Annotated in this window: 15 protein-coding genes; 5 read left to right on the top strand and 10 right to left on the bottom strand. The window is 70.9% G+C overall.

Going from position 1 to position 14,411, the window contains the following annotated elements; all coding sequences use genetic code 11:
- Positions 1-17: 17 nt before the first annotated feature.
- The 5 genes from OIC96_RS39040 to OIC96_RS39020 are packed head-to-tail and all read right to left on the bottom strand — an operon-like array spanning position 18 to position 5,866.
- Entirely contained in the window at positions 18-953 is a 936-nt protein-coding gene (locus OIC96_RS39040) for a DUF2510 domain-containing protein (protein WP_330303300.1), read from the bottom strand.
- Between the two features lie 28 nt (positions 954-981).
- The gene (locus tag OIC96_RS39035) at positions 982-2,259 is read right to left on the bottom strand and encodes a haloacid dehalogenase-like hydrolase (RefSeq protein WP_330303301.1); all 1,278 of its coding nucleotides are present in this window, start codon (positions 2,257-2,259) and stop codon (positions 982-984) included.
- Between the two features lie 24 nt (positions 2,260-2,283).
- Entirely contained in the window at positions 2,284-3,075 is a 792-nt protein-coding gene (locus OIC96_RS39030) for a 3-oxoacyl-ACP reductase (RefSeq protein ID WP_327427396.1), read from the bottom strand.
- Positions 3,072-4,487, bottom strand: coding sequence for an aldehyde dehydrogenase family protein (locus tag OIC96_RS39025; protein WP_330303302.1), 1,416 nt, complete (start codon positions 4,485-4,487; stop codon positions 3,072-3,074). Before OIC96_RS39025 ends, OIC96_RS39030 begins: the two co-directional genes overlap by 4 nt.
- 8 nt (positions 4,488-4,495) lie before the next feature.
- Positions 4,496-5,866, bottom strand: coding sequence for a glutamine synthetase family protein (locus tag OIC96_RS39020; RefSeq protein WP_330303303.1), 1,371 nt, complete (start codon positions 5,864-5,866; stop codon positions 4,496-4,498).
- Between the two features lie 77 nt (positions 5,867-5,943).
- Between OIC96_RS39020 and OIC96_RS39015 the strand changes: the two genes are divergently transcribed.
- Together OIC96_RS39015 and OIC96_RS39010 are read left to right on the top strand one after the other, a co-directional pair.
- A complete protein-coding gene (locus tag OIC96_RS39015; protein WP_330303304.1) occupies positions 5,944-6,714 on the top strand; it encodes a FadR/GntR family transcriptional regulator in 771 nt (256 codons plus the stop codon).
- Between the two features lie 79 nt (positions 6,715-6,793).
- A complete protein-coding gene (locus tag OIC96_RS39010; protein WP_330303305.1) occupies positions 6,794-7,471 on the top strand; it encodes a gamma-glutamyl-gamma-aminobutyrate hydrolase family protein in 678 nt (225 codons plus the stop codon).
- 237 nt (positions 7,472-7,708) lie between these two features.
- Here the strand turns inward: OIC96_RS39010 and OIC96_RS39005 are convergent, their stop codons facing one another.
- Positions 7,709-8,566, bottom strand: coding sequence for a LysR family transcriptional regulator (locus OIC96_RS39005; protein WP_330310028.1), 858 nt, complete (start codon positions 8,564-8,566; stop codon positions 7,709-7,711).
- A gap of 187 nt (positions 8,567-8,753) precedes the next feature.
- Between OIC96_RS39005 and OIC96_RS39000 the strand changes: the two genes are divergently transcribed.
- Positions 8,754-9,887, top strand: a complete 1,134-nt coding sequence (locus OIC96_RS39000) for a TDT family transporter (protein WP_330303306.1) — start codon at positions 8,754-8,756, stop codon at positions 9,885-9,887.
- A gap of 57 nt (positions 9,888-9,944) precedes the next feature.
- Here the strand turns inward: OIC96_RS39000 and OIC96_RS38995 are convergent, their stop codons facing one another.
- On the bottom strand, positions 9,945-10,736 hold the full coding sequence (locus tag OIC96_RS38995) for a tetratricopeptide repeat protein (RefSeq protein ID WP_330303307.1): 792 nt from the start codon (positions 10,734-10,736) through the stop codon (positions 9,945-9,947).
- Positions 10,737-11,092: 356 nt separating this feature from the next.
- Here OIC96_RS38995 and OIC96_RS38990 point away from each other — a divergent pair, with 356 nt between their 5' ends.
- Together OIC96_RS38990 and OIC96_RS38985 are read left to right on the top strand one after the other, a co-directional pair.
- Complete coding sequence (locus OIC96_RS38990) at positions 11,093-11,380, top strand: hypothetical protein (protein ID WP_330303308.1); 288 nt, start codon at positions 11,093-11,095, stop codon at positions 11,378-11,380.
- 183 nt (positions 11,381-11,563) lie between these two features.
- On the top strand, positions 11,564-11,947 hold the full coding sequence (locus OIC96_RS38985) for a hypothetical protein (RefSeq protein WP_330303309.1): 384 nt from the start codon (positions 11,564-11,566) through the stop codon (positions 11,945-11,947).
- Positions 11,948-12,064: 117 nt separating this feature from the next.
- Here OIC96_RS38985 and OIC96_RS38980 read toward each other — a convergent pair whose 3' ends face one another.
- The 3 genes from OIC96_RS38980 to OIC96_RS38970 form a co-directional block, all read right to left on the bottom strand.
- On the bottom strand, positions 12,065-12,772 hold the full coding sequence (locus OIC96_RS38980; RefSeq protein WP_330303310.1) for a helical backbone metal receptor: 708 nt from the start codon (positions 12,770-12,772) through the stop codon (positions 12,065-12,067).
- Positions 12,773-12,813: 41 nt separating this feature from the next.
- Complete coding sequence (locus OIC96_RS38975) at positions 12,814-13,611, bottom strand: class I SAM-dependent methyltransferase (protein WP_330303311.1); 798 nt, start codon at positions 13,609-13,611, stop codon at positions 12,814-12,816.
- An 87-nt stretch (positions 13,612-13,698) separates the two neighbouring features.
- Positions 13,699-14,280: a helix-turn-helix domain-containing protein gene (locus OIC96_RS38970; protein WP_330303312.1), complete on the bottom strand. Its 582-nt coding sequence runs from the start codon at positions 14,278-14,280 to the stop codon at positions 13,699-13,701.
- Between the last annotated feature and the right edge of the window lie 131 nt (positions 14,281-14,411).

Raw genomic sequence — 14,411 nt, 5'->3', positions numbered from 1 at the left:
CCTCCTTGTGACCCGGTTCACTTCGACGGGCCGATGCTGCTGCCCACGCCCCCACCCGTGTCCGCGTCGCCCACCGGCCGGATCCCCTTGGTGATCCTGTCCATGTCGGTGAGCGGCGGGCCGTCGGGTCCCGCGTCGAAGGCGAAGCGGACGATGACGAGCGACTCCGAGCCCACGCTGGACGGAAAGGCCAGCGATTCGACGTAACCGCCGGGCCCCACCCGGGTTTTGACCTTCCACCGCACGAAGTACCCGGCACGTCCGGCGACGGCGACCTGGCCCGACTTCACCTCCTGGTGGGACGTGATGCCCTTGAAGGGGCGGTTGTCGATGAGGTCGCGGTCGTACGAGCTCTTCGCGGCGTCCTCGATGTCCTGCTGGGCGAGGGCCTTCGGGGACTTCTCGTCGTTCCCCGTGACCGTGCGCGAGATGACCCGGCCGTGCCGGCAGAGGCCGGGGTCGCCCGGGCAGTCGTACGTGCCCGGAGTCGTCATCACGATGTCGTGCTCGGCGACGTACTGGGGTCTGACCCAGCCGTCGAGCAGCGGCAACGTGATGCCGTTGAGCTCGTCCACGACGACGGACGGGTCGTCCGGCGAGGGTGCGGAGGTGGACGCCGAGGGCGACGGGGTGTCGCTCGCGGTGGGGGACACCGCGGTCGTCGCGGTCGTCGTCTCGGTCGTCGTCGCCGCCGCGTCGCCGCCGCCGTCGTCCCGGCGGAGCAGGACGGCGCCCGTGACGATCGAGGCGACGAGGACGACTCCGGCCACGGAGAGCGCGACGGCCTTGGCGCGGCCGGAACCGCCCCCTCCGGGGGACTCCGGCTGCGTCAACGGCAGTTGGGGCGCCTCGGGCTGGCGCCGGTGGTCGGTCCACGCGGTCCCGTCCCACCAGCGCTCGACGAGCGGGTACGACGGATCGCGGTACCAGCCGGGCGGAGGCGTCATGCTCATCCCCAAACTCTAGGACGAGCCCCGAAGATCAGTACACGGTGTCCGCCCGGTCGGGCACGACCGAACCGTCCTCCCTCAGTACCGGGCCTTTGGTCCCGTCAGGCTCGTTGTACGCGGTGGTCGAGCACGGGTAGGGATCCCGCCTGCGCGGCAGCGGCTCGATGAACATCGGGTTGATCACCCAGCGGCCGTCGGCGTCGTCGTACGCCCGGCACATGAGTTCGTTCTTGTTGCGGTTGAGGACGAGGTGCGCGCCGGTGGCGTCGCCGACGAACGTGACGTCGGTGTCGGCGTCGCCGCCCGCGATCGCGGTGCGGTGGCGCCGGTCCTGCTTCTGCCAGGCGGTGGCGCCGCGCACTCCGTAGATCTCCTGGTTGATCCAGCAGCGCTTCCCGTCGATGTACGGGATGGCCTCGCCCCGGCTCGCCGGTACGTCGCCGCAGCCCTGGTTCCAGGTGGTGATCCGCCCGCGCCGGTCGAGGACGGAGCGGATCGCGATCGTGTGCCGGGCGTCGACGCCGACGCCGCGCGACCAGACCTCGGTGACGGGTTCGGATCCCGCCGAGACGATGTAGACGTCGAATCCGGCTCTTTGGAGCGTACGGATCAGATCGCGCTGCTGGTCGTAGTAGCGGACGTACGCCGGGATCGTGTGGGTGCCGAGGGTCTGCGTCGAGCCGACGGGCGCCGCGAGGGCCGCCTTCCGTGCCTGTCGGGCGTACGAGGTCAGCTCGGCGGTCGTGTGTCCGGCGAACAGCTGGGGCACCCAGGCGTACTGCGGGACGGTGCGCCGGTGGTTCCAGTCGCCGGCGAAGGCGGCGGCGCCGCTCATGGTCCGCCCGTCCTCGCGGATCTCGAAGATCTCGTCGGTGCAGCGGGTGTTCGTGGCGGTCGGCAGGGGCGCGCCCACGGGTACGCCGGTGCCGCAGGCGGCGGTGAGGGCGGTGTTCGCCCCGTCGGTGAGCCATTCGCTGGTGGCCTGCCAGTCCGCCGGGCGCAGGATCTTGTCGTGTTTGAGGGCCCAGGCGAGGGTGGCGTCGGTGACGTCGTTCTTGGTGACCGTGTTGTCCCAGTCGAAGGCGGCGACCGGCCGCCGGCCCAGGCCGACGTGCCCGGCGCAGGTGCCCCGTTCATCGATCACCTGCTGGAGGTGGGCGCGGTTGTCGCCGTACCAACTCCCGGACAGTCGGGGGCAGTCCGGGCTGACCAGGCTGACCGGGCTGACCGGCGGTGCGGCCTCGGCCGGTGCGGCCGCCAGGGCGGCGGCCGCGACCAGGGTCCACGCGAAAACGGATCGGCATCGCATGGGACGTACATACACCGAGGTGATCTACAGGGGCGTGACGTACGCGCCCGAGATTCCGCCGTCCACCAGGAAGTCGGTGGCGTTGACGAAGGAGGAGTCGTCGCTGGCGAGGAACGCGACCGCCGCGGCGATCTCGTTCGCCTCGGCGAACCGCCCGACCGGGATGTGCACGAGCCGCCGCGCGGCCCGCTCCGGGTCCTTGGCGAACAGCTCCTGGAGGAGCGGGGTGTTCACCGGCCCGGGGCACAGGGCGTTGACCCGGATGCCCTCGCGGGCGAACTGGACGCCCAGTTCGCGGGACATGGCCAGGACGCCGCCCTTGGAGGCCGTGTACGAGATCTGCGAGGTCGCCGCGCCCATCCGGGCCACGAAGGACGCCGTGTTGATGATGGAGCCCTTGCCCTGGCGCCGCATGTAGGGGATCGCGGCCTTGCAGCACAGGTAGACGGAGGTGAGGTTGACCTCCTGGACGCGCTTCCAGGCCTCCAGGCCCGTCTCCAGGATGGAGTCGTCGTCGGGCGGCGAGATGCCCGCGTTGTTGAAGGCGATGTCGACGGAACCGTAGGTGTCGTACGCCGTCTTGAAGAGCGCCTCGACCTGCTCGGGGTCGGTGACGTCGACCTTGACGAAGATCCCGCCGATCTCCTCGGCGGCCGCCTTGCCGCGCTGCTCGTCCACGTCGCCGCAGACGACATGGGCGCCCTCGGAGGCGAGCCGGCGCGCGGTGGCGAGGCCGATGCCGCTGCCGGCGCCGGTGATGACGGCGGTACGGCCGACGAGACGGCGGCAGATGTTTCCCTCGGTGGCTTCGGTCACTGTGCGGGGCCCTCCGTGCTGATGAAGACGTTCTTGGTTTCGGTGAAGGCGGTGAGCGCGTCCGGGCCGAGTTCGCGGCCGATCCCCGACTGCTTGAAGCCGCCGAAGGGGGTCCAGTAGCGGACGCTGGAGTGGGAGTTGACGGACAGGTTCCCGGCGCGGACGGCTCCCGAGACGCGCAGCGCCCGGCCCACGTCGCGGGTCCAGATGGAGCCGGAGAGGCCGTAGTCGGTGGCGTTGGCGAGGCGGATCGCGTCGGCCTCGTCCTCGAAGGGCAGGACCACGGCGACGGGGCCGAAGACCTCTTCGACGGCCACGCGCGCGTGGGGCTCGACCTCGGTGAGGACGGTCGGCGGGAACCAGAAGCCGGGGCCTTCGGGCGCCTTGCCGCGGATGCCGGGCGCGTCGGCGTCGACGTACGACCGTACGCGCTCCAGCTGCGCCCGGGAGATCAGCGGGCCCATCTGCGTCTGCTCGTCGGACGGGTCGCCGACGACGACGGATTCGACGGCGGGGGCGAGGAGTCCGAGGAAACGGTCGTACACGGAGCGCTGGACGAGGATGCGGGTGCGGGCGCAGCAGTCCTGGCCGGAGTTGTCGAGGAAGGACATGGGGGCGGCGGCCGCGGCGGCCTCGATGTCGGCGTCGGCGAAGACGATGTTGGGGCTCTTGCCGCCGAGTTCGAGGGTGACGCGCTTGAGGAGGGCCGAGCCCTTCGCCAACACCTGTTTGCCCACGGTCGTTGACCCGGTGAAGACGATTTTCGCCACCCCCGGGTGCTCGACCAGGGCGTTGCCCGCGACGGGTCCCGCGCCCGGCAGCACTTGGAAGAGGTGCTCGGGAAGGCCCGCCGCCAGGGCGAGTTCGGCCAGTCGCAGGGCCGTCAGGGGGGTCGTCTCGGCGGGCTTGAGGATGACCGCGTTGCCGGCCGCGAGCGCGGGGGCGGTGCCCCAGGCCGCGATGGGCATGGGGAAGTTCCAGGGCGCGATGACGCCCACGACCCCGAGCGGTTCGAGGATCGTCACGTCGAGGCCGCCCGGGACCGGGATCTGGCGGCCGGTGAGCCGCTCCACTCCCCCGGCCGCGTAGTCGAGCAGATCACGGACGTTGCCCGCCTCCCAGCGGGCGTTGCCGAGGGTGTGACCGGCCTCGCGGACCTCAAGGCGGGCCAGTTCTTCGAGGTGGTCGTCGACGGCGACGGCGAAGCGGCGCAGCAGCCGGGCGCGGTCGCCGGGAGCCAGGGCCGCCCATGCGGACTGCGCCTTCGTCGCCCGTACGACGGCGGCGTCCACGTCCTGCGCGGTGGCGCCCGGCACCGTGGCGATGACTTCTTCGGTCGCGGGGTTGAGTACGGGAAGCTCGTACGGGTCGGACAGCCCGTACCGCTCGGCCTGCTGGGACTGCTCGGACAAGAAGGGCCTCACATGCGTTCGAAGGAGCGGCGCAGCTCCCAGTCGGTCACCGCGGCGTCGAAGGCGTCCAGCTCGACGCGTGCCATGTTGCGGTAGTGCGCGACCACCTCGTCGCCGAAGGCGGCCTTGGCGATGGGGCTGTTCTCCCAGAGCTCGGCGGCCTCGCGCAGGGTGGTGGGCACGTGCTCGTACTCGGCGGTGTACGCGTTGCCCGCGCACGGCTCCGGCAGCTCCAGCTTCTGCTCGATGCCGTACAGACCGGCCGCGACGAGTCCGGCGACGGCCAGGTGCGGATTGACGTCACCGCCGGGCAGCCGGTTCTCGAAGCGCATCGAGCGGCCGTGGCCGACGACGCGGAGGGAGCAGGTGCGGTTGTCGTACCCCCAGGCGACGGCGGTCGGCGCGAAGGAGCCGGGCTGGAAGCGCTTGTACGAGTTGATGTTGGGCGCGTAGAGGAGCGAGAAGTCGCGCAGGGCCGCCAGCTGTCCGGCGAGGAAGTGCCGCATGACGTCCGACATGCCGCCGGGGTCCTGTGCGGAGCCGGCCATCACATTCGTGCCGTCCGCGTCGGTGAGCGAGAGGTGGATGTGACAGGAGTTGCCCTCGCGCTCGTTGTACTTCGCCATGAAGGTGAGCGAGACGCCCTCCTGGGAGGCGATCTCCTTGGCGCCGGTCTTGTAGATGGCGTGCTGGTCGCAGGTGACGAGGGCCTCGTCGTACTTGAAGGCGATCTCGTGCTGGCCGGGGTTGCACTCGCCCTTGGCGGACTCGACGGTCAGCCCCGCGGCCTGCATGTCGTTGCGGATGCGGCGCAGGAGGGGCTCGATGCGCCCGGTCCCGAGCACCGAGTAGTCGATGTTGTACTGATTGGCAGGGGTCAGCCCTCGGTAATGGGCGTCCCAGGCCTGCTCGTACGTGTCCTTGAAGACGATGAATTCGAGCTCGGTGCCGACCTGGGCGGTGTAGCCGAGTTCGGCGAGGCGGTCGAGCTGGCGGCGCAGGATCTGGCGGGGCGCGGCCACGACCGGGGAGCCGTCGTTCCAGGCCAGGTCGGCGATGAGCAGGGCGGTGCCCTCGTTCCACGGGACGAGCCGTAGGGTGCTGAGATCCGGGTGCATGGCAAAGTCGCCGTAACCCCGGTCCCAGGAGGACATGTCGTACCCGTCGACGGTGTTCATCTCGGTGTCGACGGCGAGGAGGTAGTTGCAGCCCTCCGTACCGTGCTCCAGGACCTCGTCGAGGAAGAAGCGCGCGGCGAACCGTTTGCCCTGGAGCCGCCCCTGCATATCGGGGAAGGCCAGGACTACCGTGTCGATCTCGCCGCCCGCGACGAGGGCGTGCAGCTCCTCGACGGCGAGCGGGGGTGTGCGGTCTGCCACCGGAAAAGCCTCCTTGGGTCAGCCGAGAGCCATAAGGTATTGCCGAGAACCATTGCTTGGGAAGGGGGCACGACCAGATGACGCAGGCGGGTCCTGACAGTGGTCCGGCGAGCGGTCCGGGGAGCGGTCCGGGAAGCTTGGGCGACGGGCTGACGCCGGTGCTGCGCCCGGTGCGGGCGGGCAACGGTTTCGAGGAAGCCCTGGAGCAGATCCTCCAGGTCGTCCGGCTCGGCCTGGTGCCGGGCGGCGAACGGCTGCCCGCCGAGCGGGAGTTGGCGGAGCGGCTCGGGATCAGCCGGGTGACGCTGCGCGAGGTGCTGAAGGTGCTCCAGGACCAGGGCCTGGTCGAGTCGCGGCGCGGCAGGTACGGCGGGACCTTCGTGGTGCCGAGGACCGACGCGCCCGGCGAGCAGGAGCTGCGGCGGCGGGTCGCCGAGGTCGACATCGAGGACGTGCTGCGCTTCCGCGAGGTGCTGGAGGTGGGCGCGGCGGGACTGTGCGCCGCACACGGGCTCGACGACGACCAGGCCGACCGGCTGCGTGAGGCGCTCGCCCGCACCCACGACGCGCCGCTGGCCGACTACCGGCGCCTGGACACGATGCTCCACCTCACCCTCGCGGAACTGTGCGGCTCCCCGTCGCTGACGGCCCAGTACGCGGCCGTCCGTGCCTCCGTCAACGACCTCCTCGACTGCATCCCCCTTTTGGTACGGAACCTGGAGCATTCCCAGCGGCAGCACACCGCGCTGGTCGAGGCGGTGCTCGACGGGGACGCGGACGGGGCGCGGGAGATGATGCGGGAGCACTGTGCGGGAACGGCGGCGCTGCTGCGGGGGTTCCTGACGTGACGGGACCTTGCTTCCGCGGGACCGGCCACGCAAAGGTATAAGCCTGTTCCATTGATGTCCGACAAGTGAGGGAGACAGCGTGGGCAGGCCGCTGATCGGTGTGAGTACGTATCTGGAGTCCGGGGCGCGCTGGGGGGTGTGGGAGCTGGAGGCGGCGCTGCTGCCGGCCGGTTATCCGCGGCTCGTGCAGCGGGCGGGCGGGCTCGCCGTGATGCTGCCGCCGGACGACCCGGCACAGGCGGCCGCGACCGTCGCCCGCCTCGACGGGGTGGTCGTCGCGGGCGGCCCCGACGTCGACCCCGTCCGCTACGGCGCCGAGCGTTCCCCGCGTACGGGGCCGGCCGCGCCCGAGCGTGACGTCTGGGAACTCGCCCTGATCCGGGCCGCGTTGGCCTCCGGCACGCCGCTGCTCGGGATCTGCCGGGGCCTGCAACTCCTCAACGTCGCCCTGGGCGGCACGCTCGTCCAGCACATCGACGGGCATGTGAAGGATGCCGGTGTCTTCGGGCACCACGAGGTGACGCCCGTGCCGGGAAGCCTGTACGCCGGTGTCGTCCCGGAGGTGACCGCCGTGCCCACGTACCACCATCAGGCGGTGGAGCGTCTCGGCGATGGCCTGCGGGCCTCGGCCCATGCGGCGGACGGGACGGTGGAGGCGATCGAACTCCCCGGCTCCTCGTGGGTGTTGGGGGTCCAATGGCATCCGGAGGCGGGCGAGGACCTGCGCGTCATGCGGGCCCTGATCGAGTCTGCGTAAGCCAGACCACCGGTTTCTCGCCCCCGCCGCCCCTACCCGTCCCATCCCGTTCCTGGGGCTCCGCACCAGACCCCGTTCGGTTGTGTGTCGGGTGCGGGTGGGTGGGGGCTGGTCGCGCAGTTCCCCGCGCCCCTTAAGGGGCGCGGGGAACTGCGCAGTCTTTTAGGGGGGTCTGGGGGCGCAGCCCCCAAGGATGGGACGGGTAGGGGCGGCGGGGGCGAAAACACCCGGCCTCGGCTACATGCCCCGCGTCAGCGACAGTAGGTCTCGGGCCGGGCCCGTGGGGCGATGGCCCGTTGGCCAGACGGCGCGGAGGGAGCGGGCGAGTTGGACGTCGGCGAGGGGGATGTTCACCAGACGGTGGGCCGAGAGTTCCTCGCCGAGTGCCAGCTCGCTCAGGACGGCGGGCCCGGCGCCACTGACCGCGGAGGCCTTGACCGCCGTGGTCGAGGAGAGCTCGATGAGAGGCCGGGCAAGGCCACCCAGCGCGGTGTCGAGGACCTGACGCGTACCCGACCCCTCCTCCCGGAGGATGAGCGGCGTAGCCGCCAGCTCGGCGGCGGACAGGGGCGCCCGGCGACGCGCCCAGCGATGTCCGGGTGACGTCACCACGATCAGCCGGTCGTGGGCGATCACCGTCGAGTCCAGACCCGCCGGAACCGACAACCCCTCGACGAAGCCCAGATCCGCCTCACCGGCGAGGAGCCGTTCCGCGACGACGGCCGAGTTCCCGGCGAGCAGCGACACCGCCGTGTCGGGCCGCTGCGCGCGCAACGCGATCAGCCAGCCCGGGAGCAGATACTCGGCGATGGTCATGCTCGCGGCGACCCGAAGCCGCGAGTCCCGCCGGTCCCGCAACGCCTGCGCCCCCGCGTCGAACGCCTCGGCCGCCTCCACCACCCGCCGCGCCCAGTCCGTGACCAGCGCCCCCGCGTCGGTGAGCCGCGACCCGCGCGGCGACCGGTCGACGAGGGCCACTCCCAGCTGCCGTTCCATGGAGCGGATCCGGCTGCTGGCCGCCGGCTGGGTGATCCCCAGTTCGCGCGCGGCCCGCCCCAGACTCCCGAGGCGCGCCACGGCCAGCAACAGCTCCATCGCCCCCAGGTCCGGCACCCGGTGCGCGATCCCGACCGCGGACGACTCCCCGCCTCTGCTCCCGGTCGCCCCAGTCCCAGCCGCCTCTGCTCCGGTCGGCCCTTCCGCGTTGCCCATAAACCCAGCTTATGCCCCCATAGAACGACACTCCCTGGTGGGGAGCGCGGCGCCACGCGACCGTGGGGACATGGTCACCGCAGCCCAGCCCCTCACCCTCCGCAAGGCCGGAACCCCCCGCACCTCGGGAACCCCTCGCGCCGTCGCCGTCCGGCACCTCGGCCCCAACTGGTACGCCTCGGTGATGGGCACCGCGATCGTGGCCACGGCGGGCGCCGGACTCCCCGGGGACGTTCCGGGCCTGCGAACCGTCTGCACCGCCGTATGGGCGCTCTCACTCGCGGTGCTCGTGACCCTGCTCGCCGCCCGCGCGCTGCACTGGACGCACCACCGCGACCAGGCCCGCGCCCACCTCCTCGACCCGGCCATGGCCCCCTTCTACGGCTGCCTCTCCATGGCCCTGCTGGCCGTCGGCGGCGGCGCCCTGGTCGTGGGCCAGGACTGGATCGGAACCGGGGCGGCCGTCGCCCTGGACGCCGTCCTGTTCACCGCCGGTACGGTCGTCGGGCTCGTCGCCGCCGTGGCCGTGCCGTACCTCATGGTCGTACGCCATCGGATCGAGCCCGGCCAGGCGACACCGGTCTGGCTGCTCCCGCTCGTCGCGCCCATGGTCTCGGCCGCCCTCGGCCCCCTCCTCGTCCCCCATCTGCCTTCCGGACAGGCCCAGGAGACTCTCCTCCTTGCCTGTGTCGCGATGTTCGGACTGAGCCTGCTGGCCACCTTCGTGATGCTGCCGGTGATCTTCGCCCGGCTCATCACCGGGGGGCCGCTGCCGCTCGCGCTCACCCCGACCCTGTTCCTCGTGCTCGGCCCGCTGGGCCAATCGACCACCGCCGTCGGCAAGTTCGCGGACTTCGCGCCGGGCGTGGTGCCCGCCCCGTACGACCAGGGGTTCGGCATGCTCACCGTCCTCTATGGCGTCCCCGTGATGGGCTTCGCGCTGCTCTGGCTGGGGCTGGCCACCGCGATGGTGCTGCGGGCCCGCCGCCGGGGCATGGGTTTCGCGATGACCTGGTGGGCGTTCACGTTCCCGGTGGGGACCTGTGTGACCGGCGCCGAGGGGCTGGCCCGGCACACCGGCCTGGTCGCCTTCGACGGGCTGGCGGTCGCCCTGTACGTGCTGCTGGTGGCCGCCTGGTCCGTGGCCGCCTTCCGCACGGCACGCGGCCTGCTCAGTGGTGAGCTGCTCGCAGCGCCTCGATGAAAGTAACCTCTTGCGTCGCGTCTCCAGCCTTCACCTGCCCTCAACGTGTTGTCGCGGCTATTGGTGCCGCGAATTGATCAACGCTTCCGCCCACTCAGGTGAATGGGCCCGACGTGCCGCATCTCTGATCTGTTGGTCGCTCATGTCTGAGACGAGCTGGTGCGACTCATGTATGCCGTCTCCGTTGCCGACGTGGAGCATCATCAAGAACCAGGTCAGTGAGCGAACCGCGTCTCTGTCCGTACCGACCGCGTCCCGGTAGCGGACAGCGGTGGCGAACATCGAAGGCCCATGTCCGCCCTCTGCCGCCCGCTCGTACCAGGTCAGTGCGTCAACCTCACGGCCGAGCTCGCTGAACCACTCGCCGAGTACGCCGGCAGCCTCCGGCACGTCCTGCTCCGCTGCTGTCATCAGCAACGTCATCACTGCCTGCGGGCTCATATGATCAGTCGCCGTGTCCATGAGGTGCATCATCGCCAGGTTGAACATGGCGTGGCTGTCACCTGCCTCGGCCGCCAAGGTGAAGAGCCGCTCCGCACGCTGCGGGTCGCGCTGCGTACCGCGGCCTGTCGCCAACAAGTGGCCCAGACCGCGCTGCCCGGCAGGATGGCCCTGCTCAGCCGCGAGTGTGAAATGCAGCAACGCCGTCACAGCGTCTTCGTCGTACTCCAGCGCGACGCCACCCAAGAGGCTTCGCGCTTCCAGATCGCCCGCCTCCGCCAGCGCAGCGAGTGGCCCCCGTAGCTCATCGAGCCTTGCCTTCGCATCATGGTCCCCCCACTGAGCAGCGGCCAGAGCCCGTTGAGCGCTGCCCAGGACGTCGGTTGAAGGGGCGGATTCGGAAGACATCTACTCTCCAGCGGTCGGTGTCAGCGGAGAGGCACCGTAGCAACAGCCCACACGGATAACCCAGATGCGGTCGCGCGACCAGGGTCGGCGCACACGGCCTTGGAGGATCTCCCCCGCAAGCCGTGGACGTACTGCACAATCCGGAACGAGAGCCTGTGCTGAGAGCGGCAGAGCCTCCTGATTGGTGAGTGACCGACGTCGATGCAGAGGTCTGTGAGCACGGCTTGGCATGGATCAAGTCACCGTTCCTACGGCTGGCCGCTCCCCCTGAGCGGAACGAGGGCTTGATCCAGGTCAAGCCGTGCTTCCGGGGCCGGAGATCGGGAGGGGACAGGGTGACTAGGACGTGGTGGCTCATGCGCGGAGACGTTCGGATCGGTGAGCTCCGCCAGTACGGGATCGACCAGCCGACGTACTTGTGCCACTTCGTGCCCGGACCGGGTTGGGAGGCCGTCAGGGCGCCGTTCGAGGCGTGGGCGGCCGTACAAGGACCTGACCCCGACGGGAGTAGGAACGCGGAGGCCATCCGCCCCCTGATGGATCTGGAACTGACCCTGCACCCCTCGGACGGGGGCGCGCCGCTGGGCTGCTTCAGGGACTGCATCCTGCGCATCTACGGGAACACGGCGCGCCTCCGCCACTGATCGACACAAGCCATACAAATCGGCCCGGCCGGCGAGAAGTTGCTGCCTCTGACGGTCAAGAACACCGCGCCGGTTCCAGCGGGTCGCAGCCGGGAACCACGGGGAACGGCAAGCCTGGGCTGCGCTCTGACCAGGTCTCGGCATGCCTCAGCCGGCCGCCGGCAAGAAGAGCAGACTGTGCACATGCAGCTCCCTCCCGACGCCGTCGCGTCCACCGTGCTGATCGAGGTCGTGAGGATCTCCGCCCTGCCGGCCAAGAAGGGTGCGCCCTACCCCGGCAGGGCGGTCGCCCACTGGACCGGGAGCGAGGCCGCCAAAGCCCTGACTTTGATCGAGAACCTGCCCGGCAGCCAACAGCACCGCTGCGGCTTCTCGCCAGGCTGGAGTGTCCGAGCGTACGAGGACTCTCTCGACCTGGCGCTATTCGAGGCGGCGTTCTGTTTCAGTTGCCACGAGGTCCGCATGCACGGAACGGCAGTGCCAGCCGCGCTGGCCACGCAGTTCTTCGACGTGGACACCCCGCCGGCCCAGGCCCTCCTGGACCTCTTCCGCGCGGCAACCACGTAGCCGGCTGGCCGGATGAGCTCGGGCAGACGTACGCGCCCGCGCTTCCAAGCCGAGGTCTCCGGCTCCAGGTAGGTGTGGATGTACCGGCCACCTCGGCTCTCGATGAACTGACGTCGCCTACATCCAGCGATGCGCTGCTCGCAGCGCCTCGCCGAGCACCCGGGGCGCTTGCGCCAACGACGGCCCGTACCAGGTGAGTCGGCGGCCGTCGACGAGCGCGCAGGGCATGCCCTCGAAGGCTTCGGGTCCGTCGTCGGCGGTGAAGCGGTACGGCTCGTCGGGCAGGACGACGAGGTCCGGGGCCGTGGCCCTGAGTTCGGGGAGCGGGATGCGGGGGTAGCGGTCCTCGTGGTGCGCGTACACGTTGTCCACGCCCAGCCGGGCCAGCACGTCCCCGGCGAAGGTGTCCCGGCCCAGGACCATCCAGGGCCGCCGCCAGACCGGCACGATCGCGGTCGTGCGGCGGTCGGGAGCGGGCAGCTCCGACCACGCCGTCTCCGCCTCGTCGAGCCAGCGCGGCCGGCTGCCCGCGCCGCACGCGTCCAGCACCCGCGCCAGCTCGCGGAAGGCTCCCGGCACATCCCGCACCTCGGTGACCAGCACCTCGATTCCCGCCTCCCGCAGGGCGGTCAGATCGGGCTCGCGGTTCTCCTCCTCGTTGGCGACGACCAGATCGGGCGCGAGCCGCACGATCCGGTCGACCCCGGGATTCTTGGTGCCCCCGATCCGTACGACATCGAGGTCCGCGGGATGGCTGCACCAGTCCGTCGCGCCGACCAGGGCCCCGGGGACGGAGACGGCCACGGCCTCGGTGAGTGAGGGCACGAGCGAGACGACACGCGGTGCGGCTCGCGGTACGGCGCGTGTCACGGCCGTACGCCCCAAGTCGTGATCAGCGGATAGGAGTTGACGGCGAAGTCGGGGTCGTCGAGGAGCCGCATGCAGTCGGCCAGCTGCTCCTCGGTCAGGCCCTTCTCGACCAGGCGGCCGGCCAACTGGCGGATGTTGACCTGGTGCAGACGGGTGCCGGACGAGCCGCCGCGCCAGGACTCGGCGTACGTGGCGGACGCCACCTCGGTCAGACCCGCCCGGCACAGCGCCGCGTAGGCATGCGCGCCCCAGCGCATGTCGGCGCCGGCCGCCGTGATGATGCCCATCACCGCGTCGTGCATCCTCTCGAACAGTGCGGCCGACTCGGGCGAGGGGGACGCGAGCACGGGGATCCAGCCGCAGTCGAACTCGTCAAGGACGAGCAGACCGCCGGGGCGCAGCGCCCGCACCAGCCGGTCGAGGGCCGCCCCGCGTTCGGGCACGTGGAGCAGCACGAGCCGGGCGTGGATCAGGTCGAAGTCGCCCTCCGGGAGCTCTTCCGCGCCGATGTCGTGCCGTACGACGCGCAGGTTGGCGCGTCCGGGGAGGCCGTCCATCCAGCGTGGTTCGAGGTCGGTGACGAGGACGGAGCCGGTCGGGCCGACCCGGTCGGCGAGCCAGCCGGCGACGGAGCCGCCGCCTCCGCCCAGCTCCAGGCAGCGCATCCCGGGACCGACGCCCAGGTCGGCGAGGCGGGCGAAGGTCACCGGGTCGTAGCAGGTCTCCAGGGCGTCGAAGCGCCCGCCGGCGAGCTCGGAGGTGTTGTCGAAGGCATAACCGGAGGTACCGGACATGGCGTCAGTATCGCAGTGCCCCCTGACATGGATCCGCCACGGAAGGGTCAGCGCCACCCAAAAGTGTGCCCGTCACCCGGGCAACGGTCAGCGTCTGCCGAAGCCGTGCCGGTCCTCCACCGCGTCGATGTGGTCGGCGACCTCGACCACGATGACCCGGGTGTCCGGGACGGTCGCCCGCCACCGATGGCGTACACCGCCCGTCAGATACAGCGTGTCGCCGCGCCCGAGCCGATGGGCGCGGCCCTCCGCCTCGACCTCGACGGCGCCGTCGGCGACGTACATCAACTTGTCGTTGCGGTGCTGGAGTTCGCGCCCCTCGTCGTGGTCACCGGTGAACTCGGTGGCGTGCAGCTGGTGGTGACCGCGCACCAGGGGGCGCACTTGGGCTTCGGGGGTGAACTCGGCACCGGCGTCGGCGCGCACGACGTCGACGCTGCACGCCGGGTCGGCCGCGGCGAGCAGTTCCACGGCGGTGGTGCCGAGGGCGTCGGCGACTCTCTCCAGGGAGCTCTTGCTGGGCCGGGCCCGCTCGTTCTCGACCTGGCTGAGAAAGGGGACCGACAGGCCGCTGCGCTCGGCCACGACGGCGAGCGTGAGCTCCAGTGCCCGGCGCCGCCGCCGGACGGCCGCGCCCACCCGAAGGGGCTGTTCTTTGTGGTCGCCCATCGCTCCGGCTGCCTCCCTTGCGTAGTCGGTCCGCTGGTTCTTCGGTCTCTTCGGTCCACTACCTCTGAAGAGTTGTTTGCACCCTACGCATGTTCGGCAAACCGTTTCATGCACCCGTCACATCGCTGTCA

The sequence above is a fragment of the Streptomyces sp. NBC_00775 genome (assembly GCF_036347135.1).
GTDB lineage: Bacteria > Actinomycetota > Actinomycetes > Streptomycetales > Streptomycetaceae > Streptomyces > Streptomyces lutosisoli.
The sequence above is the reverse complement of the archived record's forward strand: the minus strand, read 5'-3'. Positions and strand labels throughout refer to the sequence as shown.